At 72.4% G+C, this 24,761-nt stretch carries 25 protein-coding genes; 6 read left to right on the top strand and 19 right to left on the bottom strand.

Going from position 1 to position 24,761, the window contains the following annotated elements; translation table 11 throughout:
* Positions 1-88 precede the first annotated feature (88 nt).
* Both ABZ562_RS13950 and ABZ562_RS13955 read left to right on the top strand, forming a co-directional pair.
* Positions 89-550, top strand: a complete 462-nt coding sequence (locus ABZ562_RS13950) for a DUF192 domain-containing protein (RefSeq protein ID WP_361477850.1) — start codon at positions 89-91, stop codon at positions 548-550.
* A 54-nt stretch (positions 551-604) separates the two neighbouring features.
* Positions 605-1,015: a cold shock domain-containing protein gene (locus ABZ562_RS13955; RefSeq protein ID WP_361477853.1), complete on the top strand. Its 411-nt coding sequence runs from the start codon at positions 605-607 to the stop codon at positions 1,013-1,015.
* A 31-nt stretch (positions 1,016-1,046) separates the two neighbouring features.
* Here ABZ562_RS13955 and ABZ562_RS13960 read toward each other — a convergent pair whose 3' ends face one another.
* The 13 genes from ABZ562_RS13960 to ABZ562_RS14020 all read right to left on the bottom strand — a co-directional run bounded on the left by ABZ562_RS13960 (position 1,047) and on the right by ABZ562_RS14020 (position 12,539).
* Complete coding sequence (locus ABZ562_RS13960; RefSeq protein ID WP_361477856.1) at positions 1,047-1,535, bottom strand: universal stress protein; 489 nt, start codon at positions 1,533-1,535, stop codon at positions 1,047-1,049.
* Between the two features lie 7 nt (positions 1,536-1,542).
* Positions 1,543-2,799 (bottom strand): SLC13 family permease, encoded by a 1,257-nt coding sequence (locus tag ABZ562_RS13965; RefSeq protein WP_361477998.1) that lies wholly within the window; start codon positions 2,797-2,799, stop codon positions 1,543-1,545.
* A gap of 273 nt (positions 2,800-3,072) precedes the next feature.
* Entirely contained in the window at positions 3,073-3,702 is a 630-nt protein-coding gene (locus ABZ562_RS13970; RefSeq protein WP_361477859.1) for an OmpA family protein, read from the bottom strand.
* An 8-nt stretch (positions 3,703-3,710) separates the two neighbouring features.
* Complete coding sequence (locus tag ABZ562_RS13975) at positions 3,711-4,298, bottom strand: hypothetical protein (protein WP_361477862.1); 588 nt, start codon at positions 4,296-4,298, stop codon at positions 3,711-3,713.
* Positions 4,299-4,334: 36 nt separating this feature from the next.
* Positions 4,335-5,015: a pilus assembly protein TadG-related protein gene (locus ABZ562_RS13980; RefSeq protein ID WP_361477865.1), complete on the bottom strand. Its 681-nt coding sequence runs from the start codon at positions 5,013-5,015 to the stop codon at positions 4,335-4,337.
* A gap of 8 nt (positions 5,016-5,023) precedes the next feature.
* On the bottom strand, positions 5,024-5,188 hold the full coding sequence (locus tag ABZ562_RS13985) for a hypothetical protein (RefSeq protein ID WP_199830888.1): 165 nt from the start codon (positions 5,186-5,188) through the stop codon (positions 5,024-5,026).
* A gap of 270 nt (positions 5,189-5,458) precedes the next feature.
* The gene (locus ABZ562_RS13990; RefSeq protein WP_361477869.1) at positions 5,459-6,352 is read right to left on the bottom strand and encodes a DUF5936 domain-containing protein; all 894 of its coding nucleotides are present in this window, start codon (positions 6,350-6,352) and stop codon (positions 5,459-5,461) included.
* Between the two features lie 14 nt (positions 6,353-6,366).
* Positions 6,367-7,305: a type II secretion system F family protein gene (locus tag ABZ562_RS13995; RefSeq protein WP_361477872.1), complete on the bottom strand. Its 939-nt coding sequence runs from the start codon at positions 7,303-7,305 to the stop codon at positions 6,367-6,369.
* Positions 7,306-7,309: 4 nt separating this feature from the next.
* The gene (locus tag ABZ562_RS14000; protein WP_361477875.1) at positions 7,310-8,683 is read right to left on the bottom strand and encodes a CpaF family protein; all 1,374 of its coding nucleotides are present in this window, start codon (positions 8,681-8,683) and stop codon (positions 7,310-7,312) included.
* Positions 8,680-9,078 carry a TadE/TadG family type IV pilus assembly protein gene (locus ABZ562_RS14005; protein ID WP_361477878.1) on the bottom strand — a complete coding sequence of 133 codons (399 nt, stop codon included), beginning with the start codon at positions 9,076-9,078 and terminating at the stop codon, positions 8,680-8,682. Before ABZ562_RS14005 ends, ABZ562_RS14000 begins: the two co-directional genes overlap by 4 nt.
* A gap of 14 nt (positions 9,079-9,092) precedes the next feature.
* Positions 9,093-10,877, bottom strand: a complete 1,785-nt coding sequence (locus tag ABZ562_RS14010) for a P-loop NTPase (RefSeq protein WP_361477881.1) — start codon at positions 10,875-10,877, stop codon at positions 9,093-9,095.
* Between the two features lie 26 nt (positions 10,878-10,903).
* Complete coding sequence (gene cpaB, locus ABZ562_RS14015; protein WP_361477885.1) at positions 10,904-11,608, bottom strand: Flp pilus assembly protein CpaB; 705 nt, start codon at positions 11,606-11,608, stop codon at positions 10,904-10,906.
* 28 nt (positions 11,609-11,636) lie between these two features.
* On the bottom strand, positions 11,637-12,539 hold the full coding sequence (locus ABZ562_RS14020; protein WP_361477888.1) for a hypothetical protein: 903 nt from the start codon (positions 12,537-12,539) through the stop codon (positions 11,637-11,639).
* A gap of 284 nt (positions 12,540-12,823) precedes the next feature.
* Between ABZ562_RS14020 and ABZ562_RS14025 the strand changes: the two genes are divergently transcribed.
* Entirely contained in the window at positions 12,824-13,810 is a 987-nt protein-coding gene (locus ABZ562_RS14025; protein WP_361477891.1) for a chitinase, read from the top strand.
* Here the strand turns inward: ABZ562_RS14025 and ABZ562_RS14030 are convergent, their stop codons facing one another.
* Both ABZ562_RS14030 and ABZ562_RS14035 read right to left on the bottom strand, forming a co-directional pair.
* Positions 13,811-15,022, bottom strand: a complete 1,212-nt coding sequence (locus ABZ562_RS14030; protein ID WP_361477894.1) for a lipase — start codon at positions 15,020-15,022, stop codon at positions 13,811-13,813. It lies immediately after the preceding gene.
* Between the two features lie 150 nt (positions 15,023-15,172).
* Positions 15,173-16,018 carry a serine protease gene (locus ABZ562_RS14035; RefSeq protein WP_361477897.1) on the bottom strand — a complete coding sequence of 282 codons (846 nt, stop codon included), beginning with the start codon at positions 16,016-16,018 and terminating at the stop codon, positions 15,173-15,175.
* 126 nt (positions 16,019-16,144) lie between these two features.
* Here ABZ562_RS14035 and ABZ562_RS14040 point away from each other — a divergent pair, with 126 nt between their 5' ends.
* Positions 16,145-17,509: a M14 family metallopeptidase gene (locus ABZ562_RS14040; protein WP_361477900.1), complete on the top strand. Its 1,365-nt coding sequence runs from the start codon at positions 16,145-16,147 to the stop codon at positions 17,507-17,509.
* A 49-nt stretch (positions 17,510-17,558) separates the two neighbouring features.
* Here the strand turns inward: ABZ562_RS14040 and ABZ562_RS14045 are convergent, their stop codons facing one another.
* The 4 genes from ABZ562_RS14045 to ABZ562_RS14060 form a co-directional block, all read right to left on the bottom strand.
* On the bottom strand, positions 17,559-19,031 hold the full coding sequence (locus tag ABZ562_RS14045) for a gluconate:H+ symporter (protein WP_361477903.1): 1,473 nt from the start codon (positions 19,029-19,031) through the stop codon (positions 17,559-17,561).
* A 175-nt stretch (positions 19,032-19,206) separates the two neighbouring features.
* Positions 19,207-19,620: a RidA family protein gene (locus ABZ562_RS14050; RefSeq protein ID WP_361477906.1), complete on the bottom strand. Its 414-nt coding sequence runs from the start codon at positions 19,618-19,620 to the stop codon at positions 19,207-19,209.
* Positions 19,617-20,438, bottom strand: a complete 822-nt coding sequence (locus ABZ562_RS14055) for an IclR family transcriptional regulator (RefSeq protein WP_361477909.1) — start codon at positions 20,436-20,438, stop codon at positions 19,617-19,619. The genes ABZ562_RS14050 and ABZ562_RS14055 overlap by 4 nt, the downstream gene beginning before the upstream one ends.
* Complete coding sequence (locus tag ABZ562_RS14060; protein ID WP_361478001.1) at positions 20,435-21,517, bottom strand: sugar kinase; 1,083 nt, start codon at positions 21,515-21,517, stop codon at positions 20,435-20,437. Before ABZ562_RS14060 ends, ABZ562_RS14055 begins: the two co-directional genes overlap by 4 nt.
* Positions 21,518-21,698: 181 nt before the next feature.
* Between ABZ562_RS14060 and ABZ562_RS14065 the strand changes: the two genes are divergently transcribed.
* Together ABZ562_RS14065 and ABZ562_RS14070 are read left to right on the top strand one after the other, a co-directional pair.
* Positions 21,699-23,024, top strand: coding sequence for an alanine racemase (locus ABZ562_RS14065; protein WP_361477912.1), 1,326 nt, complete (start codon positions 21,699-21,701; stop codon positions 23,022-23,024).
* Between the two features lie 40 nt (positions 23,025-23,064).
* Positions 23,065-24,687 carry a D-aminoacylase gene (locus ABZ562_RS14070; RefSeq protein WP_361477914.1) on the top strand — a complete coding sequence of 541 codons (1,623 nt, stop codon included), beginning with the start codon at positions 23,065-23,067 and terminating at the stop codon, positions 24,685-24,687.
* Positions 24,688-24,761: the final 74 nt, after the last annotated feature.

Below are 24,761 nucleotides of genomic sequence, written 5' to 3' on the forward strand. Positions count from 1 at the left end.
CCCGAGCCTACGGAAGCGGCGGGCCCGGGGGACCGCTTGGTGGAACACTCAACCCAAGGATGGACGACGGGTGGTGAAGGGGACGGGCATGGGCCGTTGGCGGGACGGCACCGGAACGCTGCGCGTACTGCGGGACACACCGGTCGAGGTGCCGGTCGACGTACGGCTCGACGTGCCGGTCGACGTGCCGCTTGACGTACGGCTCGGAGTGCCGGTCGACGTGCCGCTGGAGATCGCCGCCTCCTACCGCGCCCGGTCCCGCGGGCTGCTCGGCCGGGACGGGCTGACCGGCGCGATCCTGCTGACCCCCGCGAGCGGGGTGCACACCTTCCGGATGCGCTTCGCCATCGACGTCGCCTATCTCGACCGGCGGCTGACCGTGCTGGCCGTCACCACCCTGCGCCCCGGGCGGCTCGGGCTGCCGCGGCCGCGTGCGCGCCACGTCCTGGAGGCGGAGGCGGGGGCGATGGAGCGCTGGGGCCTGCGGCGGGGCACCCGGGTCGCCCTCGACCCCGGCCCTTCTTCGGCTCAGCCGCCTTATGTACGCTGAGCTCGCTGTTCGATGAGGTACATGAGGTAGAGGTACAGGGGTAGGGGTGGCACGTTGACGACGACGGGCAAGATTCTGCGGTTCGACGAGTTTCGCGGTTACGGCTTCATCGCCCCGGACGACGGCGGCGAGGACGTGTTCATGCACGCGAACGACCTCCTGGACGAGAAGCACCTGTTCCAGCCCGGTTCGAAGGTGCGGTTCGTCCCCGAGTACGGCGACAAGGGCCCCAAGGCGTCCGAGGTCCGCATCCTGGAGCGCGCCGCGGCCCCCATCGTGCGGTCCTCCCCCGCGCCGGACTCCGGCGACGACACCATGTGCGATGTGCTCTCCGTGGGCGAGTTCCGGCAGGAGCTGACCGAGACGCTGGTCGACATGGGCGGCAGCCTCACCGCCGACCAGATCAAGCAGGTGCGCCGGCGCGTCATCGAGCTGGCCCAGGCGCACAACTGGATCGAGTCCTGACCCGCCTCTGACCCGCGAGGGTCCTGTGTGATCAGGGCGGCGGTGGCGGCAGCGACTCGATGCCGGGCGCGGCCGCGGGCCACACCAGCAGGACGGCGCAGGGCGCGTGGTCCACGACGAAGCGCGCGGCGGGCCCCAGACTGTGCGGCCCCAGCCGGTCGCGGTCCCCGTCGCGCGCGGCGACGAGCAGGTCCACGCCGTCCGCCTCCCGCACCACCTCGTGTTCGACCCGGCCGTGCCGGTGCAGCCGGGTCACCGGCCGGTCCAGCCGCTCGGCGGCGGCGTCCAGCAGCTCCGACGCGGCGGCCGTCGCCACCTCCTCCACCCGGTCGCCCGGATCCCGCCCGTGGCCGCCCCGGCCCAGCAGCCCCGCGAAGGCGCCGTGCGCGGCGCCCGCCACGTGGTCGTCCGTGACGTACAGCAGGCGGATCTCGGTGTCGCCCTCGGCGGGCAGCTGGTCGCGTGCGGCGTCCACGGCGGACCGCCAGGTGCCCTCGGCGATCCAGATGAGCACGATCATGAGTCCCTCATAGCGTCGCCAGCATGGCCCATAGCGCCACCGTCGCCGCCACCAGCGTGGTCGGCACGGTGAGCAGCCCGAGGCGGGTGAACTCACCCAGCCCGGAGTCGGCGTCGGCCCCGTGGTGGCGGACGATACGCCGCCACAGCAGCGTGGCCAAGGAGCCGACGTAGGTGAGGTTGGGGCCCAGGTTGACCCCGATCAGCACGGCCAGGACCGGGCCCGGGCCGCCCCCGGCCGCGATCGGCAGCAGCGCCAGCGTGGCCGGGAGGTTGTTGACGAGGTTCGCCAGCACGGCCGCCACGGCCGCGATCGCGAGCAGCGTGGGCAGCCCGGTGCCGACCGGCAGCACCCGGGACAGCGCCGCCTCCAGGCCGTTGTCCAGGACCGCCTGCACCACGACGCCCAGGGCGAGCACGAACAGGCAGAACAACGGGCCCGCCGCGCCCACCACGCCCCGTACCGTCGTCGTCCGCCGCCGCACCGCCCGTACGGCGAGCACCAGCGCCCCCGCCCCCGCGGCCCACGCGGGCTCCAGCCCGACCAGCGACGTCACGACGAACCCGGCCAGGGTCAGCCCCAGCACGGTCAGCGCGAACACCGGCACCCGCGGCCACTCGGCGGGCGGCGGCTTCGCGGTCCCGGCGGCCAGGTCCGCGGCGAAGAAGCGGCGGAAGACCACGAATTCGATGGCGATCGACACCAGCCAGGCCGGGGCCATGACCAGGGCGAACCGGGTGAACGACAGTCCGCTCGCCTCCAGCGCGAGCAGGTTGGTGAGGTTGGAGACCGGCAGCAGCAGCGACGCGGAGTTCGCCAGATGGGTGCAGGCGTAGACATGCGGCCGGGAGCGGGCGCCGAGGCGGGTCGCGGTCGCGAACACCACGGGCGTCAGCAGGACGACCGTCGCGTCCAGGCTCAGCACGGCGGTGACCAGCGCCGCCACCGCGAACACCCCGCCCAGCAGCCGGTCCGTACGCCCCCGGCAGGCCCGCGCCACGGCCTGCCCGGCCGCCTCGAACACCCCCTCGTCCGCGCACATCTGCGCCAGCAGCAGCACCGCCGCCAGAAACCCGACGACGGGCAGCAGGCTCCGGGTCTCCTCCCACGCCGCCGCCGGCGTCACGGCCCCGGCCGCCACCGCGACGGCGGCCGCGGGCACCGCCGCGACCGCCTCGGGCCAGCCGCGGGGGCGGGCGACGGCGAAGGCCAGTACGGCGAGGAGGAGGGTGACGGCGAGGATCTCGGCGACGGTGGTATTCAGGGGGTACTCCCGCGCGGGGTGGGGCGACGTGCTCCATGATGCGGCACGGTTCGGCGGAGGTCTCTCCCCCACCCCGCCCCTCCCCGAACCGGGGGCGCCCCCGGCCCCCCGTTTCGGGGGCTCCGCCCCTGGACCCCGCTCCTCGAACTCCCCCAGCGCGCGCGAGCCACGAACCGGGCCCGGCGGGGCTCCGCCGCTCGCGGCCGGGGTCCAGGGGCGGAGCCCTTGGGACGGGAAGGGGCGGGGTGGGGGGAGACACCCCCGCGCAACCCCCTACGCACCGCGCGGGAAGCTGACCTCCACGCGGCGGTTCTTCTTGCGGCCCTCCTCCGTCGCGTTGTCCGCGATCGGGTACTGCTCGCCGTAGCCGCGGATCTGGTACGCGACCGAGGAGTCCAGGCTGTCCGCCAGCCGCTGCTGCACCGCGTCGGCCCGCTTCCGGGACAGTTCGAGGCCGTGCGCGGCCGAGCCCAGGTTGTCGGTGAAGCCGAAGACCCGCACGCTCTTCGCGTGCTGCCGCTTCGCCTCGTCCGCGATGTCCTGGATACGGGCGTTCGCCTCGGCGCCGAGCTTCGCGCTGTCCTTGCCGAACAGCACCTCGGCCTGGAGGGCGAAGCTCACCTTGGTGTTGGTGTCCTCGCGCCGCTCGTCGCCGTCGTCCGTCTCGACGACCGACTTGATGTCCAGGACCCGCCCGGCCGCGAGCTTGGCGCCTTCGGGCATCCGCAGATCGGGGTCGCCGGCGTCGATCTTGAGGGGCGGCCTGGTGTCGGCGGGGGCGCCGGGGCCGCTGTCGGCGCGGGCGGGGGCGGTGAGCGCCGGTGTGGTGAGCACGAGCGCGAGGGCGGCCAGGGCCGGGCCGTACCGTACGGCGCGGCGGGCTGTCGTACGTGTCGACGTCATGGCGGGGCTCACCCGGAGAGCTTGATGCTGACGGACGGCATGGTCGGGAGCTGGAAGTCGACCTCCGTGACGCTCTTGGGCGGAGCCGGGAACTGCGCGAAGAACGGGCGGCTCTCGTTCGGCTTGAGCCCGGACAGCCCGGTGGTGCACAGACACTGGCCATCGGTGTCCCGGAGCACGAGATACCGCTTCTTGCCCTTCGCGTCGACCAGGGACGCGCCCGACACGGACGAACGGGACTTGGCCAACTCCACCTCCGTGGAGCGCCAGTCCACCGGGTTGAACAGCATGCTGCCGCGGTTGGTCACCGTCCCGTTCACGGTGACGAATCCGCCGCTGTCGCGCACCGCCGAGTGGAGGCTGACGACGATGTTCTTCGGCCCCTTCATCTCGCCGATGACCTTCTTGGAGTCCGCGGCGGGCTCCGTCTCCCCCTGCCCGTCATCGGTCCTGACCGCGGGTGACTTCTGCGGGGAGCCGCTGTCCTTCCCGCCGTCGTCGCCGCTGCCGCACCCGGCCACGGCGAGGGCCAGGGCCGCTCCGAGCGCCGCCGCGGCAGCCCCCCTCCGGGCCTTCGTCGTGTGCCGAATGCTCATCGCTCGCTGTCCTTTGCTCGTCTACTCGTCCGTCGCTCAGTCGGCAAGGTGCACGGAGAACAGGTCCTTGACGTCGGGGAAGAGTTCCGGGTGCGCCGGGTCGATGGTCACGTCCCTGCCGTCACACCTCAGCGACACCGAGGGCTTCTCGTCCCCGCCGCCGTCGCCGCCGCCGCCGTCGCCTCCGTTCTCGTCGCCCGACGGAGTCGGCCTCGGGGAGGCCGTCGGCTCGTCGGGCGGCTGGAGCGTACAGCGCGGGCCTATGACCGCCTTGGCCGTCGCCTTCCCGTACTTGCTCTCCGTGCCGGGGATGACGGTCTTGCCCACCGGCTTCTGCGTTGTGACCCAGACGGTGAAGGAAGTGGGCAGATAGCCCGGGGCACAGCGCGGTTCGGTCAGGTCCGCGCCGTTCTGCTGCGCGAACCACTCCGCCTGCTCGCACGCGTCACCCGCGCCGATCCCCCGCCCGTTCAGCAGGTCCTCCAGCGCGCTGCCGTCCGTCACGGCCTTCAGCAGCGCCGTGCCCAACTGGTCGCGATAGTCCTGGGCTGCGGCGAGGGCGGCCGCGTCGGCGGCGGTCTGTCCGCCGTTGCGGGTGGCCCCGGCCTGGCCCACCGCGAAGAAGGCGAGGGCGAGGAAGAGCAGGGCCGCGACCGCGGTGATGTAGATCGGAAAGGCCTGCCCGGTGTCGCTGCCGCGGTATCCGCGAGCCTTCACGCGCTCGCTCAGATGCCGACGACCTGAGAGATCTTGTCGGAGATCGCGTTCGCGATCATGCTTCCGAAGTCCGTCGTCGACAGCACCAGGACGATGGCGACCACCACGGCAATGATCCCCAGGTACTCGATCGAGGTCTGCCCCCGGTCGTTCCCCATAACGCGCTTCCCCATCGTGTTCCCCTCCATGGGTGGCCGTCCCACTCTGGTCCGGCGACTGGGCCCCCGTGGCGTCGCTCGCGACACGAGCAAAGTACGCCGAAACAGCCGCCTCGGAACAGTGTCCCAGGGGGGATTGCCTTCCCGATACACGGTGTTCGAACCCTGTGCGCGGACGTTCGCCGCGGCCCATCCGTCTCACCCCCTCCCGCCGCCGAGGAGTTCACCGTCGACGACTGTCCCACACCCGATTGCGATCGCGAAGCATATTCGCCCAAATGACCGTCAATCTCCCGTGATCGAACCGAAGTCCGTGCCGGACCCGATGAAGAACCCCGCCACGAGCAGCACCATCGTCCCGGGCACCATGAAGGTGGTGATGACCATGGTCGCCTTGGGGACGGCGCGGGCGGCGCGGCGCCGGGCGTTCTGGGCGTCCGTACGGCGCATGTCGTTCGCGATGGCGATCAGCGTTTCGACGATCGGAGCGCCCAGTTCCTCGCCCTGCTGCAGCGCCGTGACGAACTGGGCGACCTGTTCCGAGTCGTTCCGCTTCCGCAGTTCTTCGAACGCCTGGCGCCGGCTGACCCCCATGTCCATTTGCCGAAGCGTGATGCGGAGTTCATCCGCCCAGGGGCCCTCGTACTTCTCCGACACCCGGTCCAGCGCCTGCCGGAAACCGAGCCCCGCGCTCACCACGACCGCCAGCACGTCCAGGAAGTCGGGCAGGGTCCGGTCGATCGCGTCCTTGCGCTCCCGCACCGCCGCCCAGATCCCGACCTCGATCCAGAACAGCCCGAACACCACCATCAGCAGCGCCAGCAGCAGCTGGCCCTTCAGCAGCATGACCAGCGCGCCGCCGAAGCCGAGCATCCCGTACACCGCCCGGCGGGCCGCGTACCGGTCGACCGTCAGCCCGCCCGGATGGCCCGCCAGATCGATCCGGCGGCGCACCCGGGCCACCCGCTTGTCGCCCATCAGCCGCAGCACCAGCGGGGCGTAGCGCATGCCGAGCCGGTCGACGGCCGAGCCGACCGCGTTCGTACGGGTCGCCCCGACCTCCAGCGCGACCGCGAGGTCGCTCGGCAGCTTGGCCTCGCTGCGGTACAGCGCGATGCCGTACGCGATGCCCGCGACCGACAGCCCGGCCGCCAGCGCCAGCAGAACTCCGAAACCCATGCCCACTACCCCGGTCAGACGTCGATCTTCGACATGCGGCGGATGAGGAAGAAGCCGATCCCGTACAGGGCGAACGCCCCGATCACCGCGGCCTGCCCCCAGATGGACCCGGTCATGCGGTCCAGCGAACCCGGTGCGATCCGGTTCATCAGCAGCAGCGTCCCGATGCCCATCAGCGGCACCACATACGCGGTGACGGTCACCTGGGACAGCTGGGTGCGGACCTCGCGCCGGGTCTCCTTGCGCTCCTCCAGCGTGTGGGTGAGGTTGCGCAGCGAGCTGACCACGGTCCCGCCCGCGCGGTTGGACAGCACCAGCGTGGTGACCAGCACCACCAGCTCCCGCGACGGCAGCCGCTCCGCCAGCTCGCCCAGCGCGTCGTCGATCGAATGCCCCACGGACAGCTTGTCGGAGACCTTGGACAGCTCCTCGCCCGCCGGGGCCTCCATCTCGTCCGCCGCCATGCTCAGCGCGGTACGCAGCGCCAGCCCGGCCTGGGTGGCGTTGGCCAGGATCCGGGACAGCTCGGGCAGCTGGTTGATGAACCGTTCGATGCGCTTCTGCCGCTGCCAGCCCAGGAACCCGAACGCCGACCAGACGGCGATGACGGCCGCGATCGGGCCGAAGAACGACGCCAGCAGCGACGCCGCCAGCAGCCACAGCCCGGCCGCCGCCGCGGCCGTGTAGACGAAGAACTCGCCGGGGGTGATGTCCAGGCCCGTCGCCGCCAGCCGCAGCTCCAGCCGCCGCCCCATGGAGGTGGTGCGCAGCCGCCGGTCCACGCGGGCGAAGCGGCGCGGCCGCCGGGACGGTTCCGCCGCCCCCGACTCCGACAGCCGGTCGATCAGCGCGCGCTGCCGGTCCGTACCCCGGGCGTAGGTGTGCACCCCGGCGACGCCCAGCGCGCCGCACACCAGCGTCGCACCGAGGGTCAGCGTCGCGAGCCGGTCCATCCGGCTACCTCCCATCCCGCGCGCCGTACGCGCCCGTGTCGTACGCGGCGCCCCGCGTGGTCAGCTGCGCCGGGAAGGCGGCCACCCCGAAGGCGGGCGGCACCGCCTCACCGGCCAGCCGCAGCCGCTCCGCCACCCGCTCCGGGAGCGGGAAGTAGGAGAACCGTCCGTGCACGATCCGGTCGGCGCCCATGGGCTGGGCGTCGAAGCGGCAGACGGTGGCGATGCGGTACTCCTCGTGGCCGTGGCTGTCCAGGAGCGCGATCTCGCTGATCCGGCGGGAGCCGTCGGCGTGCCGGACGAGCTGGACGATGCAGTCCACGGCGCTGTTGATCTGGTCGCGCAGCGCCTCGTACGGGATCGCCACATCGGACATCGAGGCGAGGGTCTGCAGCCGCATCAGCGCGTCCTCGGCGCTGTTGGCGTGGACGGTGGCGAGCGAGCCGTCGTGACCGGTGGACATGGCCTGGAGCATGTCGAGGGTCTCGCCGCCGCGCACCTCGCCGACGATGATGCGGTCGGGGCGCATCCGCAGCGAGTTGCGGACCAGGTCGCGGATGGTGATCCGGCCCTTGCCCTCGACGTTGGGCGGCCGGGACTCCAGCCGGATGACGTGGGTCTGCTGGAGCTGGAGTTCGGCCGCGTCCTCGACGGTGATGATCCGCTCGCCATCCGGGATCAGCCCGGAGAGGGCGTTGAGCAGCGTGGTCTTTCCGGAGCCGGTGGGTCCGGAGACGACGACGTTGAACTTGCCGCGCACCAGCGCCGCCAGCAGCATCAGCATCTGCTCGTCCAGCGTGCCCATGCCGATCAGCTCGCTGAGAGTGTAAGCGCGCGGGAAGCGGCGGATGGTGAGGGTGGCGCCGGTGAGCGCCAGCGGCGGGATGATCACGTTGACCCGCTCACCGGAGGGCAGGCGGGCGTCGACCATCGGATTCGACTCGTCCACCCGCCGGTTGACGGTGGAGACGATGCGCTCGATGGTCTGCATCAGCTGCTCTTCGGAGGCGAACCGGACGGGCACCAGCTCGACCCGGCCCGCCCGCTCCACGAAGATCTGGTCCGGTCCGTTGACCATGATCTCGGTGATGGAGGCGTCCTCCAGCAGCGGTTCGAGCACGCCGAGGCCCAGCGCCTCGTCCACCACCCGGCGGATGAGCTGGGAGCGTTCGCCGGTGGACAGCACCGGGCCCTCGCGGCTGATGATGTGGCCCAGCACGCGCTCCAGCCGGGTCCGGCGCTCGGCGGCGGCCAGCGAGGACATCTCGGCGAGGTCGATCTCCTCCAGCAGCTTGGCGCGGTAGACGGCGACGAGATGCCCGTCCTGGCGGCCCTCCGCGGGCCCCTCGGGCGCGTTGATCCGGGACCGCAGGCTCATGGCCGTCCTCCCGCCGCCTGGAGCTGTCCGTCGTCGCACGGCATGGTGGCGCTCCTCTCCGCGCTGCCGAAGTCGCTGACACCGGGGATGACCGAGGGGATGTTCACCGTCGCGGTCGCGTGTGCCTCGCCGCCGCCGCAGTCGCCGCCGCTGATATTGGTCCCGCCCGCCAGCCAGCCGCTGATCGCCGCCTTCCCGGCGGTGTCCGGGGTGCCCGGTTCGTCCAGCGAGCCGGTACGCGCCGCCGCCCGGGCCGCCGTGCCCGCCTGCTGGACGGCGTACGCGGCGATCCCCAGCTGGACGGCGGCCAGCGCGACGAGGATCAGGATCGGCAGGAAGCCGAGGAATTCGATCGACGCCGAGCCCCGGTCGCGCCTGGTCCTCCAACGGGTCATCGCCGTACGCCCCCTCACTGCCCCGCGCCCGCCATGGTGTCCGTCTCGTCCGCGGCGCCCGCCGAACCGGTCACCGTCCACGGGAAGTCGGCGGCGCCCGGGAACAGGATCGGCACGCTCAGCTTCACCGTCGACCGGTACACCGCGCCGTCGCCCGCGCCGGGGCAGTCGATCTCCGCGCTCCAGGAGCCGGGGATGTCGTCCTGCGCCGCGGCCTGGCAGGCGGCGGCGCCCTTGGCCGCGCCCGCCCGGGCGCCCTTGTCGGCCGCGTTGCCCGCGAGCGAGTACGTATAGCCGACGAGGACGAGCTGCCAGACCACCGCGAGCACGATGAGGGCCAGCGGCAGGACGCCGATGAACTCGACCGTCACCTGGCCTCGGTCGCCGCCCCGCTTGCGCAGGAAGCGGCCGGTGGCGGACGGGGGGATCTCGTTCAGCGCGTCCGTCCCCGGGCCCGCGTCGCCCCCGTCGTCGTCCGCCCCCGCTCCTATGGCGCGGCGCCGCCGCAGCCCGGGCAGCGTGCGGTCGCCGCCCTGGGAGCCCTGGCTGCCCTGGCCGCCGTGCGCGCCCTGGTGGTGTCCGCCCCGGTGGGCGGCGCGGCGGCCGGGCGGGGGCGTGCCCCGCTCCCCGTCCACCAGGCCCAGTTCCCCGGCGAGCCCCCACAGTGCCTGCTTGACGGCGGACTTGGCGTCCAGGTCCTGCATGCGGCCGGAGTCGACGGCGGGCTGCAGCTCCTTGAACCCCGCCGGGATCGCCGTCCGCGCCACCGCCGTACCCGTGGCGCGCGCGACCAGCTGCGGCTGGATCTCGGCGCTGCGGGTGTGCCGGTTGACGACGGTCACGGTCTCCTCGGCCTTGCGGATCTGGAGCCGGTCCCACAGCCGCACCATCCGCTTGGCGGCCCGCACCGCGACCACGTCCGGGGTGGTCACCAGCAGCGCGGTGTCGGCCTGTTCGACGATGGCGGCGCCCGCCGACGTCATCTGCGTACCGCAGTCGACGACCACCAGCTCGAACCGGGTCCGCAGCGCGCCGATCACCTGCCGGGCCGCCCGGTCGGTGACCTCCTCGCCGCGCTCCCCCTCCCCCGGCGCGAGCAGCAGCCCGAGCCCGGTGTGGTGGGTGAAGACCGCGTCCTGGAGCACCCGCGGCGAGATGTCGGTGATCTGGGCCAGATCGGCGATGGAGCGCCGGAACTGGACGTCGAGGTACGAGGCCACGTCGCCGGACTGGAGGTCCAGGTCGACCAGGGCGACCGTGCGGCCCGCCGCCCGCGCGGCCAGCGCCAGCTGGACGGCGGTGACCGTCGTACCGACCCCGCCCTTGGCGCCCGCGACGGCGACCAGCGTGCCGCCCGGCCCGGTGGCGGCCGCGTCGCCGCCGCCACCGAGGTGGCGCCGTACGCCGGTGGCCCACTGGGCGGCGGCCTGGACGCGGGCCGCCAGCTCGTCGTACGACAGCGGTAGCCCCGCGATGCCGCGCGCGCCCGCGTCCATGGCGGCCGAGTACAGGGCCGGTCCCGCGTCGCCGGTGACCAGCACCACGCCCACCGCCGGGAAGCGCAGCGCCACCTCGCGGATCAGCTCCAGGGCGGGCGACGGGCCGATCCGCTCATGGACGAGGACGACCTCCGGCAGCTCCTCCAGGGAGGCGGCGGCCAGCGCGGCGAGGGTGTCCAGCAGCCGGGTCGAGTCGCCCACCGGCGCCGCCGGTTCGACGCCGGGCAGCTGGCCGAGCAGCCCGCCGATGGCGCGGGCCGCGTCGGGGTCACCGACGGCCGGGAGGATTCTGATCGTCACCGCGGCACCTCCTCACTCTTCTTCCGTCATTTGTCGCCGTCGAGGGTGTAGGTGCGCTCGCGCGGCGCGACGGGGGCGTCCGCGCCGGGGGCGATCAGGGCGAGCCGTACGTGTGAGGCGAAGGACTCGGCGTACGCGACGCGCTGCGCGTCCTTGGTGTCGAGCGCGAAGGTGATCGGCACCGCCTGGTCGACGCGCCGCTGATCGTCCTCGTCCGGCTTCAGCGCGGACAGCTTGCCCACGTCGATGACCTCCGCCTCGTCGACGATCAGCTTGGAGACCGACTCCTCGCCCTGCGCCTTGCCCTCGAAGGTGGCGTAGATGTTGACCTTCGCACCGGGGGTGATCTTGCCCGCGACGCCCGTCGCGGCGTCGATCATGATGGCGATCTCCTGCTGCCCGGCCTTCAGCGCCGGCCGGTCGGCGATCATGTCCGTCTGGAGCAGCGATCCCCGGCTGAGCTTGGTCGCGGCTATCCTGCCGCGCACCTCGGACAGATCGGTGACGGCGGTGGAGGGCACCCAGCGCTCGGGCATCGACACCTTCTCGAAGTCCCCCGCGTTCAGCGCCTGATACGCCTCGATGTTCCCCTTCAGCTTGTACGCGGTCGTCTCGGGGCCGACCTTCGACTCCACGTCGTTGACGACGGAGAGCACCCCGGCGAACGCGCCACCGGCGCACAGGACCGACAGGACCAGCAGGATGACTCCGCGTCGCTGGCGAGAATTCATGGACGGACAACCTCGTGAGTGGGGACGTTTACCGGCTGGTCAGGGCGGGTCGCTCGGCGGACTGGGTCAGGGCGGGAATCTCATCGCCGCGCGGCACCGGACAGGAGCAGAAGGCGCAGCGGTCCCCGATGAGTTCGAAGCCGCACCAGTGGCACTCCTCTCTCCGTACGGACGCCACGAGCTGGTAGAGCACGGAGAGGTCCGGGATGGCCGCCGCGAACTCGATCAGCTTCGAGGTGCCCCACCAGCGCGCCGACTCGGCGGGCAGCGGCACCTCCTGGACGTCCCCGACGCCCCAGGAGGGCGCCAGCGCCCCGCTGACCCAGTCGTCGCGCGGGGCCGTCCCATGCCCGTGGCTGGTGAGCTGGCCGCGCGCGACGGTCATGTGGGTGGCGAACGCGGGCCCGGGCAGCGCGCCGCCCCCGCCCACCTTGACCAGCTGCGGCTCGGGGTGCGCGAGCACGGCGAACTGGGCGCCCGGCATCCAGGACTTGACGTGCGAGGTGAGGCTCACCGGCACCCGGTCCAGCTTGGCGACGCTGCCGAGCAGCGCGCCCGCGTGCACGTAGTGCGCCAGCAGCCGGGCGGAACAGGCCAGCACGCCCGGGCTGATGTCGGAGACGGACAGCTGCCGCAGCTGACGGGCGATGACGGCGACGGCCAGCGGGGGAAGTTCGAGCGGGCACAGCGCCATCCGGTCGCTCTCCAGGACCGAGCGCACGGTGTGCAGCCTGCGGATGAAGGGCGGCGGGGTGCCGGCGGGATAGAGCGCCACCAGATAGCCCTGGTACTCCAGGAGCGCCCCGACCTCGGCGAGCGCGTCGTCCAGCGACTGCTCCTCCGGCGGCCGCAGCACGACGGCCGACGGGGTCTGCCCGTCGGGCGGTGGAAGCACCAGCTCACGGCTGGTGACTGCTATCGCGGTGGGCACGTCGGCTACCCCGTCTCACGTCGTCGCCGAGCGGCGGCGGCCGCAGTTCGTGAACTGCCCCTGGCTGGTGCATCGTCACTTTATCCACGAAAGCCGCGTGAGAGAACAGTTCCTCAGAGTTACACCCTCCTGGTAACGGTGCGGCCCCCACGCGGCCCCCGTCCGGCCATTTACGCCATGGCCTTGACAACCGCATTGGTCTGGACCACCTTGGTCGCACGCCTCAGGGGCCCCTGGACGCGCACAGGCACCACCTCCCTTTCCCCCCACGCTCGGAGGCTGTCGTGGCACGCGCACACATCAGGAAGAGGCTGCTCGGAATCGCGGCGGTCGCCGCGCTCGCCGCCGGCGGGCTGGTGTCCACCGGCACCGCCGACGCGGCGGGCGCCGCCGTACCGAAGCACGCCGTCACCGGCTACTGGCAGAACTTCGACAACGGCGCGACCGTGCAGAAGCTGCGTGACGTCCCGGACGACTACGACATCATCGCCGTCGCCTTCGCCGACGCGACCGGCTCCCCGGGGGCCGTCGACTTCCGCCTCGACCCGGCGCTCGGCTACGGCAGCGAGCAGCAGTTCAAGGACGACATCAAGGCCGAGCAGGCGGCCGGCAAGTCGGTCATCATCTCCGTCGGCGGCCAGAACGGCACCGTCTCGGTCGGCGACGACGCCTCGGCGAACGCCTTCGCCGCCTCCATCACCGCTCTGATGGACGAATACGGCTTCGACGGCGTCGACATCGACCTCGAGAACGGCCTCAACGCGACCTATATGGCCAAGGCGCTCAAGGCCGTCCACGACAAGAAGAGCGACGTCGTGGTGACGATGGCGCCCCAGACGATCGACATGCAGTCGACGTCCACCGAGTACTTCAAGACGGCCCTGGCCATCAAGGACTTCCTCACCGTCGTCAACATGCAGTACTACAACAGCGGCTCGATGAACGGCTGCGACGGCAAGGTCTACGCCCAGGGCTCGGTCGACTTCCTCACCTCCCTCGCCTGCGTCCAGCTCGAAGGCGGCCTCGACCCGTCCCAGGTCGGCATCGGCGTCCCCGCGTCACCCAAGGGCGCCGGCTCCGGCTATGTCGAACCGTCCGTGGTGGGCGCGGCCCTCGACTGCCTCGCCAAGGGCACCGGCTGCGGCAGCTTCAAGCCCGCCAGGACCTACCCCGGCATCCGCGGCGCGATGACCTGGTCCACCAACTGGGACGCGGCGGCGGGCAACGCCTGGTCCAAGGCGGTCGGCCCGCACGTCCACGGCCTGGCGTGACTAGGACAGGTCGCTGAGCCAGCGGACGATCGACGCCGTCGCGGCGACGTTCGAGCCGAGGTGGCGGGACTTCTGGTGGTCGACGGGGCCGACGTCGACCACCGGGACGTCCGCCCCGTGGCGCCGCAGCGCGGTCCGGCAGTACGCGGTGTTCTCCACCGCGGCCTGTTCGTCCCCGCCCGCCATGTACAGCCGCGTCGGCACCCGCGGTGCCCAGTCGGCGCACACGCTGTCGGCCGTCCGCAGCGCCGCGGCGAACTCCCCCGTCGGATGGGCGAGCAGCCGCATGCCCTCGTCGGTGAGCAGGTCGTCCAGCGTCTCCGGGGTGCCGTCCATCAGCTGCCGCCCGGTGTGCTCACCGTCGAACAGCGACTCGATGTGCGGGGCGTAGTCGCCCTCGAACACCTGCTCAGGGCTGTCGTACACAGCGTGCAGCCGGTTGAAGGCGACCAGCGTGTACGCGGCGTACAGCACGCTCGACTTGGGCTCCAGCCGCCCGCCGAGCAGCGCCTCCAGCTCCGCCCCGCCGAAGTCGTACGCCCCGCTCACCGGCGCCAGCGCACCCAGCCGGAACCAGCGGTCCTCGCCCGCCCGCAGCGACCGGGCCAGCCCCAGCGCGGCCGAGGCGCCCTGCGAGAAGCCGGTGACCGCCACCTTCCGCTCCAGGGGGACGACGGCGCGGGCGGCGCGCAGCATGTCGAGGGAGGCGGTGGTCTCCGAGGGGATGTCCATCCAGGGGTGGAGCCCGGGGCCGGTGCCCATGCCGAGGTAGTCGGGCGCGACGGCGGCGAAGCCGGCCGAGGCGTAGGTGAGGGGCGGCCCGGGCAGGAAGCCGTGGCGCTGCATCGAGGGCGCGTCGCTCTTGTGGACCCCCGTGCCGTGCGCGAAGGAGACCGCGCGCAGCCTGCCGTCCCGCCCGCGCGGCAGGGCGAGCAGCCCGCTCGCGGTGGTGGGGCGGCCGTGCGCGTCGACGGTGCGGTACACGAGCCGGTACGCGTCGACGCCGTAGCGGACCGCACCGGCGTCGAACCCGCCGGTGCGCAGCTCGGCGGCGACCTGGCCCGGGGCGGCCAGCGTGTACAGCGGTTCGGCGGACACCAGCGCGCCCCGGCCGTGCGCGGCCGGGGCGACCGCCGCCCGCGGGGTGGCCGCCGCGGCCGGGACCGCCGCGGCGGCGGGAAGCAGCAGTAACGCGGCGCAGGCGGCTGCCACGTTCGGCGCAATGCGCGCTCTTCGCATGAGGACCCTCGTTTCTGACGCCGTGACAAGGGTCCTCAGCTTTGTGCGAGCGGTCCGGGGGCGCACTGGCGCCCGCCCCCGGACCGTGGTGGGGTCTTCCCCCCCGGCCTTACGTCATGGCTGTCACGGCTTGGGCAGCGCGCATCCGGCGAGGCTGAGGTCGATCTTGTTCCCGGTGGTCACGCACTTGGTGATGCCGTACGTCTGCTGGGCGTAGTTGATGCCCTTGCGGACCGTCACCGCGCCGCTCTCGTCGACCTCGCACGGGTTGTTGAGGGTGCACCGCGCCCCGTCCTCGTTGCCCGTGTTGTTCACGGCCAGGACCGTGCCGGTCGCGCTGTCGACGACGGGCGAACCGGACGTTCCGCCGATCGTGTTGCAGGCGGAGGTGTAGCGGACCGAATCCTTCCAGGTCCAGTCGCCTTCCTTAAGACGATATGCGAATCCGTCGATAGTGCAGGAGTAGATCTTCTTCCAGTAGCCGGAGACCACCTTGATGCTGGTGCCCTGGGCCGGGCGGCTGTCGGACAGTTGCAGGGCCTTGATGCCGTACCTCTGCTGTATTTGGGCGTACGTCGAGGTCAGCTGGTACAGCGAGACGTCGGTGTCGGTCATGGTCGCGTACGCGACCTTGCTCGCCCGTACCGTGCCCGCGTTCCCGCCGGAGCTGTTCAGCAGGGTGAAGCTGCGGCTCGACGACTGGTTGACGATCACCTCTCCCGCGCTCGGGAAGCCGCTCTCCAGGCAGTGGCCGTTGGAGAGGACGAGCGCGGGGTCGGTGTCGGCGGACTTCGCGGTCCGTACGACCGAGCCGGAGCAGTCGCTGAGCGCGACCGTTCCGGCGAAGTCGACCGCCTGCGCGGCCTGGGGGTGGGAGGAGGAGGCGGCCGCCGGGGCGGCGCCGACACCCACGAGGGTCGCGCCGCCCAGTAAGAGGGCCGAGAGCGCGCCGACGAGAGGTCTGTTCACAGGGGGGGTTCCTTCCCTCGATGAGAAGTTCCTTCGGCTTCGACCATTTCCCGCCCTTGACCATGTCATGCGCATGGCCGAACACTGGCGCAGCAGTCGCTCGCCTCTCACCCCCCAGGAGCATGTATGCGACTTCGCACCCGCGGCAGACGGATCACCGCCCTCGCCGCCCTGTTGTCCCTCGCCCTCGCCGCCCCGATCGCGGCCCAGGCCGACGATCCGGCCCCCGGGCGTGCCGCCTCGGCCGGCGCGGCTTCCGGCCCGGCGTCCCGCGCCGCCGATGAGAACGTGCGCCAGTACGAGGTCGCGGGCCCGGCCACTCCCGCCCAGCGCTCCGCCGTCGCCGCCACCGGCGTCTCCATCGACGAGACCGACGCCCGCTCCGTCGTCGTCACCGCCGACGCCGCCCAGGTCAGGCGGTTGCGCGGGCTCGGCTACCGGCTCACCGCGCTGCCGGGCCCGGCCGATCGCGGTGCGGGCCGGGACGCCGTGCCGTTCGACTTTCCCTCTACGGACGCGAAGTACCACAACTACGCCGAGATGAACGCCGAGATCGACGCGGCCGTAGCCAAGTACCCCGCCATTCTGAGCAAGCGCGTCATTGGAAAGTCGTACGAGGGCCGGAACATCGTCGCGCTGAAGATCAGCGACAACGTGGCCACCGACGAGGCCGAGCCCGAGGTGCTGTTCACCCACCATCAGCACGCGCGCGAGCACCTCACCGTGGAGATGGCGCTGTATCTGGTGCACCAGCTCACCGACGGCTACGGCACCGACTCCCGCATCACCGACATCGTCAACGGCCGGGAGATCTGGATCATCCCGGACCTCAACCCGGACGGCGGCGAGTACGACATCGCGACCGGCCGCTACCGCAGCTGGCGCAAGAACCGGCAGCCCAACTCCGGCTCCTCCTCGATCGGCACCGACCTCAACCGCAACTGGGACTACAAGTGGGGCTGCTGCGGCGGCTCCTCCGGCTCCGCGGGCTCGGAGACCTACCGCGGCGCCAAGGGCGAGTCGGCCCCCGAGGTCAAGGTCGTCGCGGACTTCGCGCGCAGCCGGGTCGTGGGCGGCAAGCAGCAGCTCAAGGCCGCCATCGACTTCCACACCTACAGCGAGCTGGTGCTGTGGCCGTTCGGGTGGACGTACGACGACACCGCGACCGGGATGACCAAGGACGACCGTGACGCGTTCGCCGCGATCGGCAAGAAGATGGCGGCGAGCAACGGCTACACCCCCGAGCAGTCGAGCGACCTCTACATCACGGACGGCACGATCGACGACTGGCTGTGGGGCAGTCAGAAGGTGTTCGCGTACACCTTCGAGATGTACCCGTCCTCCAGCGGCGCCGGCGGCTTCTACCCGCCGGACGAGGTGATCGACCGCGAGACGAGCCGTAACAAGGACGCGGTGCTGCAACTGCTGGAGAACGCGGATTGCATGTACCGGTCGATCGGCAAGGAGGCGCAGTACTGCGCGACGGCCTGACCGGCCGGGGAGCCCCGGGGCGCGGCCCCGCCCCGGGGCGTTCCCGTGGCTAGATCACCAGGCTCAGCAGGCCCGCCACCGCGAAGCCCGCCACCGACAGCACCGACTCCAGCACGGTCCACGACTTGAGCGTGTCCCGCTCGGAGATCCCGAAGTACTTCGCCACCATCCAGAAGCCGCCGTCGTTGACGTGCGAGGCGAAGATCGAGCCCGCCGAGATCGCCATGATGACCAGCGCCAGATGGGCCTGCGAGTAGTGGCCGGAGGCCAGCATCGGGGAGACGATGCCCGCGGTGGTGACGATGGCGACCGTCGCCGAGCCCTGGGCGACCCGCAGCACCACGGAGATCAGCCAGGACAGCAGGATGACCGGCAGGCCCGCGCTGTCGAAGGCGTCCGCGAGGGCCTGGGCGACGCCGCTGCCCTTGAGGACGGCGCCGAAGACGCCGCCCGCGCCGACGACCAGGATGATGTTGCCGACCGGCTTGAGGGAGGCGGTGGAGACGGTCTCCAGGGACTGGCGGGACCAGCCGCGCCGGATGCCCAGCAGGTAGTACGCGAGGAGCAGGGCGATCGTCAGCGCCACGAAGGGGTGGCCGAAGAACTCGATGACCGAGCGCCCGGTGCTCGGGTCCAGCGCGATGGAGGAGAACGTCGCGCAGAGGATGAGGACCAGCGGCGTACCGATGATGGCGAGGACCGTGCCCACCGCCACCGGCCGCTCCCCGGCTCCGCCGCCCGCGGCCCGCTGCTCGGCGGCGACCGCCTCCCGGGACTCCTCCGCCGCCTCGACCATGTCCTGCGGTACGGGGACGAAGATCCGCCGGCCGATCCAGGCGGCGTACGCCCACGCGGCGATCACGGACGGGATGCCGACGAGGATGCCCATCAGGATGACCCAGCCCAGGTCGACGTGGAGCAGCCCGGCCGCGGCCACCGGGCCGGGGTGCGGGGGCAGGAAGGCGTGGGTCATGGAGAGCCCGGCGAGCAGCGGCATCGCGTACAGCACGATCGACTTGCCGCTGCGCTTGGTGGCCGCGTACACGATCGGCGCCAGGACGAAGATGCCGACGTCGAAGAAGACGGGTATGCCGAAGATCAGGCCGGTCAGTCCCATGGCGAGCGGGGCGCGCTTCTCGCCGAAGAAGCCGAGGAGGCGGGAGCTGAGCGCCTCGGCGCCGCCGGAGACCTCCAGGATCGCGCCGAGCATGGTGCCCAGGCCGATGATGATCGCGATGTGGCCGAGGATGCCGCCCATACCGGATTCGATCAGCGAGACGGCGTCGGACTTCTGGACGGTGCCGAAGAGTTCGGTGACCGAGAGCCCGGCGGCCAGGCCGACGGCTATGGAGACACCGAGCAGCGCCACGAAGGGCTGCAGCCGGACCTTGATGATCAGGTAGAGGAGGAGGGCGATGCCCAGGGCGGCCACGGTCAGCAGACCGGCGGTGCCGGGGATGATCGCGAGCAGACCACCGGTGTGGGGTGGGGTCTCGGCAGCGGGCGCGGCTGCGAGCAGCATGGGGACTCCGGAAAGTGGGTAGGGCGCAGCGCCGCACGGCGGGGGGCCGCGCGCGGGGGAGAACGAGGTGCGGGTGATCAGTGGTCTGGTCCCGGCGACGACGACGGTGGGGGGTGGGGATCCCGGGGCGGGCGGGTTACGGGCGCCGCCCGCCCCGGGCGTATCGGGGGCCTGCTCAGCCGAGGACGGCGAGGGCGTCGATCTCGACGAGCAGCCCGGCGGGGAGGCCGACGTAGATCGTCGTACGGGCCGCCGGGGCCTCCTTGAGGTCCGCGAAGAACTCGTTGTAGATCTCGTTGAACTCGGCGAAGTGGCCGGTGTCGGTGAGGTAGACGCGGATCATCATCACGTCCTCCCAGCTCGCCCCGCCCTCTTCGAGCACGGACTGCACGTTGCGCAGGGTCTGCAGGGTCTGCTCGCGCAGGCTCGGCCCGACCGGGGCGGGGGCCTGACCGGGGACCGCGGGGCCGAAGCCGACCTGACCGGCGACCTGGAGGATGTTGCCCTTCTTGACGCCGTGCGAGAACTTCGCGGGCGGGGCGGTGTGCGTGGCCGGGGTGATCGCGGTCTTGTTCAGCTTCTCGGTCATGAGGAGGGTTCCTCGGCTCTCTTCTCGGGTGTTGCTTCGGGTGCTTCGTCGGTTGGTTCGTGGGTCGGCCGGGCCGGGGCGCCGCCCGAGTACTCCCGGCTGATGTCCTCCGCGGTGCCGCGCACCATGGGCAGCAGGGTGAGGAGTTCGTCCGCGGTGACGACGACGTTCGGCGCCGACACCGAGCACGCGGCGACGACCCGGCCGTCCGCGCCCCGGATGGGCGCGCCGACGCAGTTGATCGACTCCTCGTGGCCGCCGAGGTCGGTGGCCCAGCCCTGCTCCCGCACAGTCTCCAGCTCCCGCAGGAACGCGGCGGCGTTCGGGGTGGAACGGGACGTGTACGCCGGGTACGGAAGCCGTTCGGCCAGCGCCCGCCGCTCGGGCTCCGGCAGGTCCGCCAGCAGCAGCTTGGCGACCGCCGCGACCGTGATCGCGACGGGTTTGCCGATCCGCGAGTACATCCGGACCGGGTAGCGGCTCTCCACCTTGTCGATGTAGAGGACCTCGTTCTCCTCGTACACCGCGAGGTGCACGGTGTGTCCGCAGCGCTCGTTGAGCGCGACCAGATGGGGGTGGGCGATCTCCCGTACGTCCAGGTTCTCCACCGCCTCCTGCGCGAGCGCGAAGAGGCGGGCCCCGAGGCGGTAGCGCTGGTCCTGCTGGCGATAGACCATGCCGTGCTCGTGCAGCGTGCGCAGCAGCCGCAGCGCGGTCGACTTGTGCACGCCGAGCCGCGAGGCGACCTGCTCCAGATTGGCGGGTCCCTCCGCCAGCAGGGGCAGGATGCTCAGCGCTCGGTCGACGGTCTGGCTCATGAGTCGATGACCTCCACCACCGTGGTATCGGACCCCGAGTGCGCCGGGTCTGCCCAGCCGGGGCCGAATCGCAGTGTGCCCCACGCGGCGTCGTCCAGGGTCACCAAACGGTCGGCGTACGCGCGGGAGGGCGGGGTGCCGAGGTCGCCGGGGACGGTGAGGGCGGCGGCCGCCATCAGATGGCCGTGGCGCAGCCGCTGCGCGACGGGCAGGCCGCGCAGGGTGCCGGAGAGGAAGCCCGCGGCGAAGGCGTCGCCCGCCCCGACCGGGGCCACGACGTCCACGCGCAGGGCGGGCGCGAAGGTGACGGTGTCGGCCCCGTCGTCCCCGCGAGCGTAGGCGGTGGCCCCGGTGGCGCCCTGCTTGACCACCAGCACCTCCGGTTCGGGCAGGGCCTCGCGGATCGCGGCGGCGCCGCCGCGTATGCCCCAGGCGGCCTCCGCCTCGTCCTCGCCGACGAAGACCACGTCGCAGCCGCGGGCGAGGTCGAGCAGCACGTCAGGACCCTCGTCCCGCTCCGGGTCCTCCCACAGCGAGACGCGGTAGTTGAGGTCGAAGGAGACCAGCGGCCGGCCGGGGGCGCGGGTGGTCAGCTCGCGCATCAGGGCGAGGCAGTCGGCGGAGAGGGCGGCGGTGATGCCGGTGAGGTGGAGCACCCGGCCGGACCAGGTCTCCTCGTGCGGCATGAGCGCCGGGGACATGGCCGCGGCGGCGGATCCGGCGCGGTAGTAGACGACCTCGGCCAGCGGCTGCTCGCCGTCGTCTTCGGGAGCCCCGGATTCAGGAGCCCCGGACTCGGGAGCCCCCGATTCCACCGCCCGCTCGCCCGCCGTGCGGAAGTAGATGCCGGTGGGGCGGCGCGGATCGCGCTGGACGCACGAGACGTCCACCCCGGCCGCCGCGATCTCCGTCAGCAGATGGTCGCCGAATCCGTCCGTACCGACCCTGCTGATCCAGCGCACGCTGTGCCCCGCGCCCGCCAGCCCGCACGCCACGTTGGACTCGGCGCCGCCGATCCCCCGCGCGAAGGCGGGCACCTCCGCCAAGCGGCCCGGCCGGGACGGCACGAAGGTCACCATCGACTCGCCGAGGCACACGACGTCGACACTCGGGGCTGGGCGCACGATCAGTCTCGCTCCTTGCGCGTCTGGGTAGGGCACACCGTTGACCCGGTGCTTGGCCGGATGTTAAACAGCGCTAAGCGTTATACGCAATGAACGTTGCAGAGAATGCAACCAGAAATGTACGGGAGGCACCTCCATGGCCACCGACCACAGCGAGCGCGCCGCCGACCAGCGCGTGCGCCCCGCCGCGCACCCGGCCGTCGCCCGGCTCGCCGAGGAGCGTGTCGACCACCGCTTCAAGGGGCTGCCGCCGGACGCCGGAGGCCGCACCGTGGGCGAGCTGGCCGCCGAGCGCCGCTCCCTGTTCACCGGCGGCTTCACCACCCCCGTACTGGCCCTGTCGGCCGAGGCCCTGGAACACAACCTCCTCGCCATGGAGCGCTATTCCGCCGCCCACGGCCTGGCCTTCGCCCCGCACGGCAAGACCTCCATGGCCCCGCAGCTCTTCGAGCGCCAGCTCGCCCACGGCGCCTGGGGCATCACCGCGGCCGTCCCCTCCCACGTGCGGATCTACCGGGCCTTCGGCATCCAGCGGATCTTCCTCGCCAACGAGGTCGTCGACGCCGCCGCCCTCCACTGGCTCGCCGCCCAACTCGACGCCGACCCCGGCTTCCGCTTCGTCTGCTACGTCGACTCGACGCGCGGCGTGGAGCTGATGGACGCGGCCCTCCGCGAGGCCGGGGCCGGACGGCCCGTCGACGTCGTGGTCGAGCTGGGCGCGGGCGAGGGCGCCCGCACCGGGGTCCGCGACGAGGCCGAGTGCGCCGCCGTCGCCGACGCGGTGGCCGCCGCCGGGACGCTGCGGCTGGTCGGCGTCGCGGGGTACGAGGGCGAGGTGCCGAAGGCGGACGGCGGGCGGGTACGGGCCTGGCTGCGCCGCCTCACCGCGCTCGCCGCCGACTTCGACGCCGCCGGCCGCTTCGACGGCGTGGACGAGGTGGTCGTCAGCGCCGGAGGCAGCGCCTGGTTCGACGCCGTCGCCGACGTCTTCGCCGAGCTGCCCGCGCTCTCCCGGCCCGTCCTGAAGCTGCTGCGCTCGGGCGCGTACGTCTCCCACGACGACGGCCACTACCGGCACATCACCCCCTTCAACCGCATCCCGGAGGAGGGCGATCTGCAGCCCGCCTTCCGCCTCTGGGCCCAGGTCGTCTCCAGCCCCGAACCCGGGCAGGCGTTCCTCAACGCGGGCAAGCGGGACGCCGCGTACGACCTCCACATGCCCGAGCCCCAGCTCGTCCGCTCCGCCCGCGACGGCTCCGTCCGCCCCGCCCACGGTCTCGTCGTCACCAGCCTCTCCGACCAGCACGCCTGGGTCACGGTCGCGGAGGGCGCCCAGCTGGAGGTCGGCGACTGGGTCGCCCTCGGCCTCTCCCACCCCTGCACCAGCTTCGACAAGTGGCAGATGATCCCGCTGGCGGAGGCGGACGGCACGGTCACGGACTACATCCGCACCTTCTTCTAGGCCACCGGCAGCACCCACTGTGAGAGAGGCAAGGGGACTGATGGACCTCGTCATCCGCGACGCGCGCGTCATCGACGGCACCGGCGGTGCCGCCTACCGGGCCGACGTGGCCGTGGACGGCGGACGGATCGCCGCCGTCGTCCGCGAAGGCGGCGGCGCGCGGCCGACCGCCCGCCGCGTCGTGGACGCCGACGGGCTCGCCCTCTCCCCCGGCTTCATCGACATGCACGCGCACAGCGACCTCGCGCTGCTCCGCGACCCCGACCACTCGGCGAAGGCCGCCCAGGGCGTCACCCTCGAAGTCATCGGCCAGGACGGCCTGTCCTACGCCCCCGTCGACGACCGCACGCTCGCCCAGATCCGTACCGCCATCACCGGCTGGAACGGCGACGGCTCCGACATCGACTTCACCTGGCGCACCGTCGGCGAGTACCTGGACCGGCTCGACCACGGCTTCGACGGCCGGGGCATCGCCGTCAACGCCGCGTACCTCATCCCCCAGGGCACCGTCCGCATGCTCGCCCTCGGCTGGGAGGACCGCGACGCGACGCCCGCCGAGATCGCCCGGATGAAGCAGCTGGTGGCCGAGGGACTCGACCAGGGCGCCGTCGGCCTGTCCTCCGGGCTCACCTACACGCCCGGCATGTACGCCACCGACTCCGAACTCACCGAGCTGTGCCGGGTCGTCGCGGCGTACGGCGGCTACTACTGCCCCCACCACCGCTCCTACGGCGCGGGCGCCCTGCGCGCGTACGAGGAGATGGTGGCCCTCACCCGCGAGGCGGGCTGCGCCCTCCACCTCGCCCACGCCACCATGAACTTCGGCGTCAACAAGGGCCGCGCCCCCGAACTCCTCGCCCTCCTCGACACCGCCCTCGCCGACGGCGCCGACATCACCCTCGACACCTACCCCTACCTCCCCGGCTGCACCACCCTCGCCGCCATGCTCCCCAGCTGGGCCGCCGAGGGCGGCCCCGAGGCGATCCTCGAGCGGCTGCGCGACGACGCGACGGCCGAGCGCATCCGGCACGTGGTCGAGGTGGAGGGGGCGGACGGCTGCCACGGCGTGCCGATCGAGTGGGACACGATCGAGATCTCCGGCGTGAACGACCCGTCCCTCACCGGCTACATCGGCAAGACGGTCGCCGCGAGCGCCCGCGAACACGGCGAGGCCCCCTGGACCACCGCCCGCCGCCTGCTCCTGGACGACCGCCTCGGCCCCACGATCCTGCAGCACGTGGGCCACGAGGAGAACGTCCAGGCGATCATGAAGCACCCCGTCCACACGGGCGGCAGCGACGGCATCCTGCACGGCGCGAAGCCCCACCCCCGGGCGTACGGCACCTTCCCCCAGTACCTGGGCCGCTACGTCCGCGAACTGGGCGCCCTGTCCCTGGAGGAGTGCGTCGCCCACCTCACCGGCCGCCCCGCCGCCCGCCTCCGCCTCCCCGACCGCGGCCAGGTCCGCGAGGGCTACCGCGCCGACCTCGTCCTCTTCGACCCGGACACGGTGGCCGCGGGCTCCACCTTCGAGACCCCCCGCACCCTCCCGACCGGCATCCCCCACGTCCTCATCGACGGCCGCTTCGTCATCGAGGACGGCCGCCGCACGGACACCCTGGCGGGACGTGCGGTACGCCGCGTCGCTCCCGGCAAGGACTGACGCCTGCCGAGCGTCGCCGCCGGGCGAACAGCGGGGCAGGGGCGCCTCGAAACCATCCCGAGGGCCCCTGCCGT

The sequence above is a fragment of the Streptomyces sp. NPDC019937 genome, assembly GCF_040631655.1.
Lineage (GTDB): Bacteria > Actinomycetota > Actinomycetes > Streptomycetales > Streptomycetaceae > Streptomyces.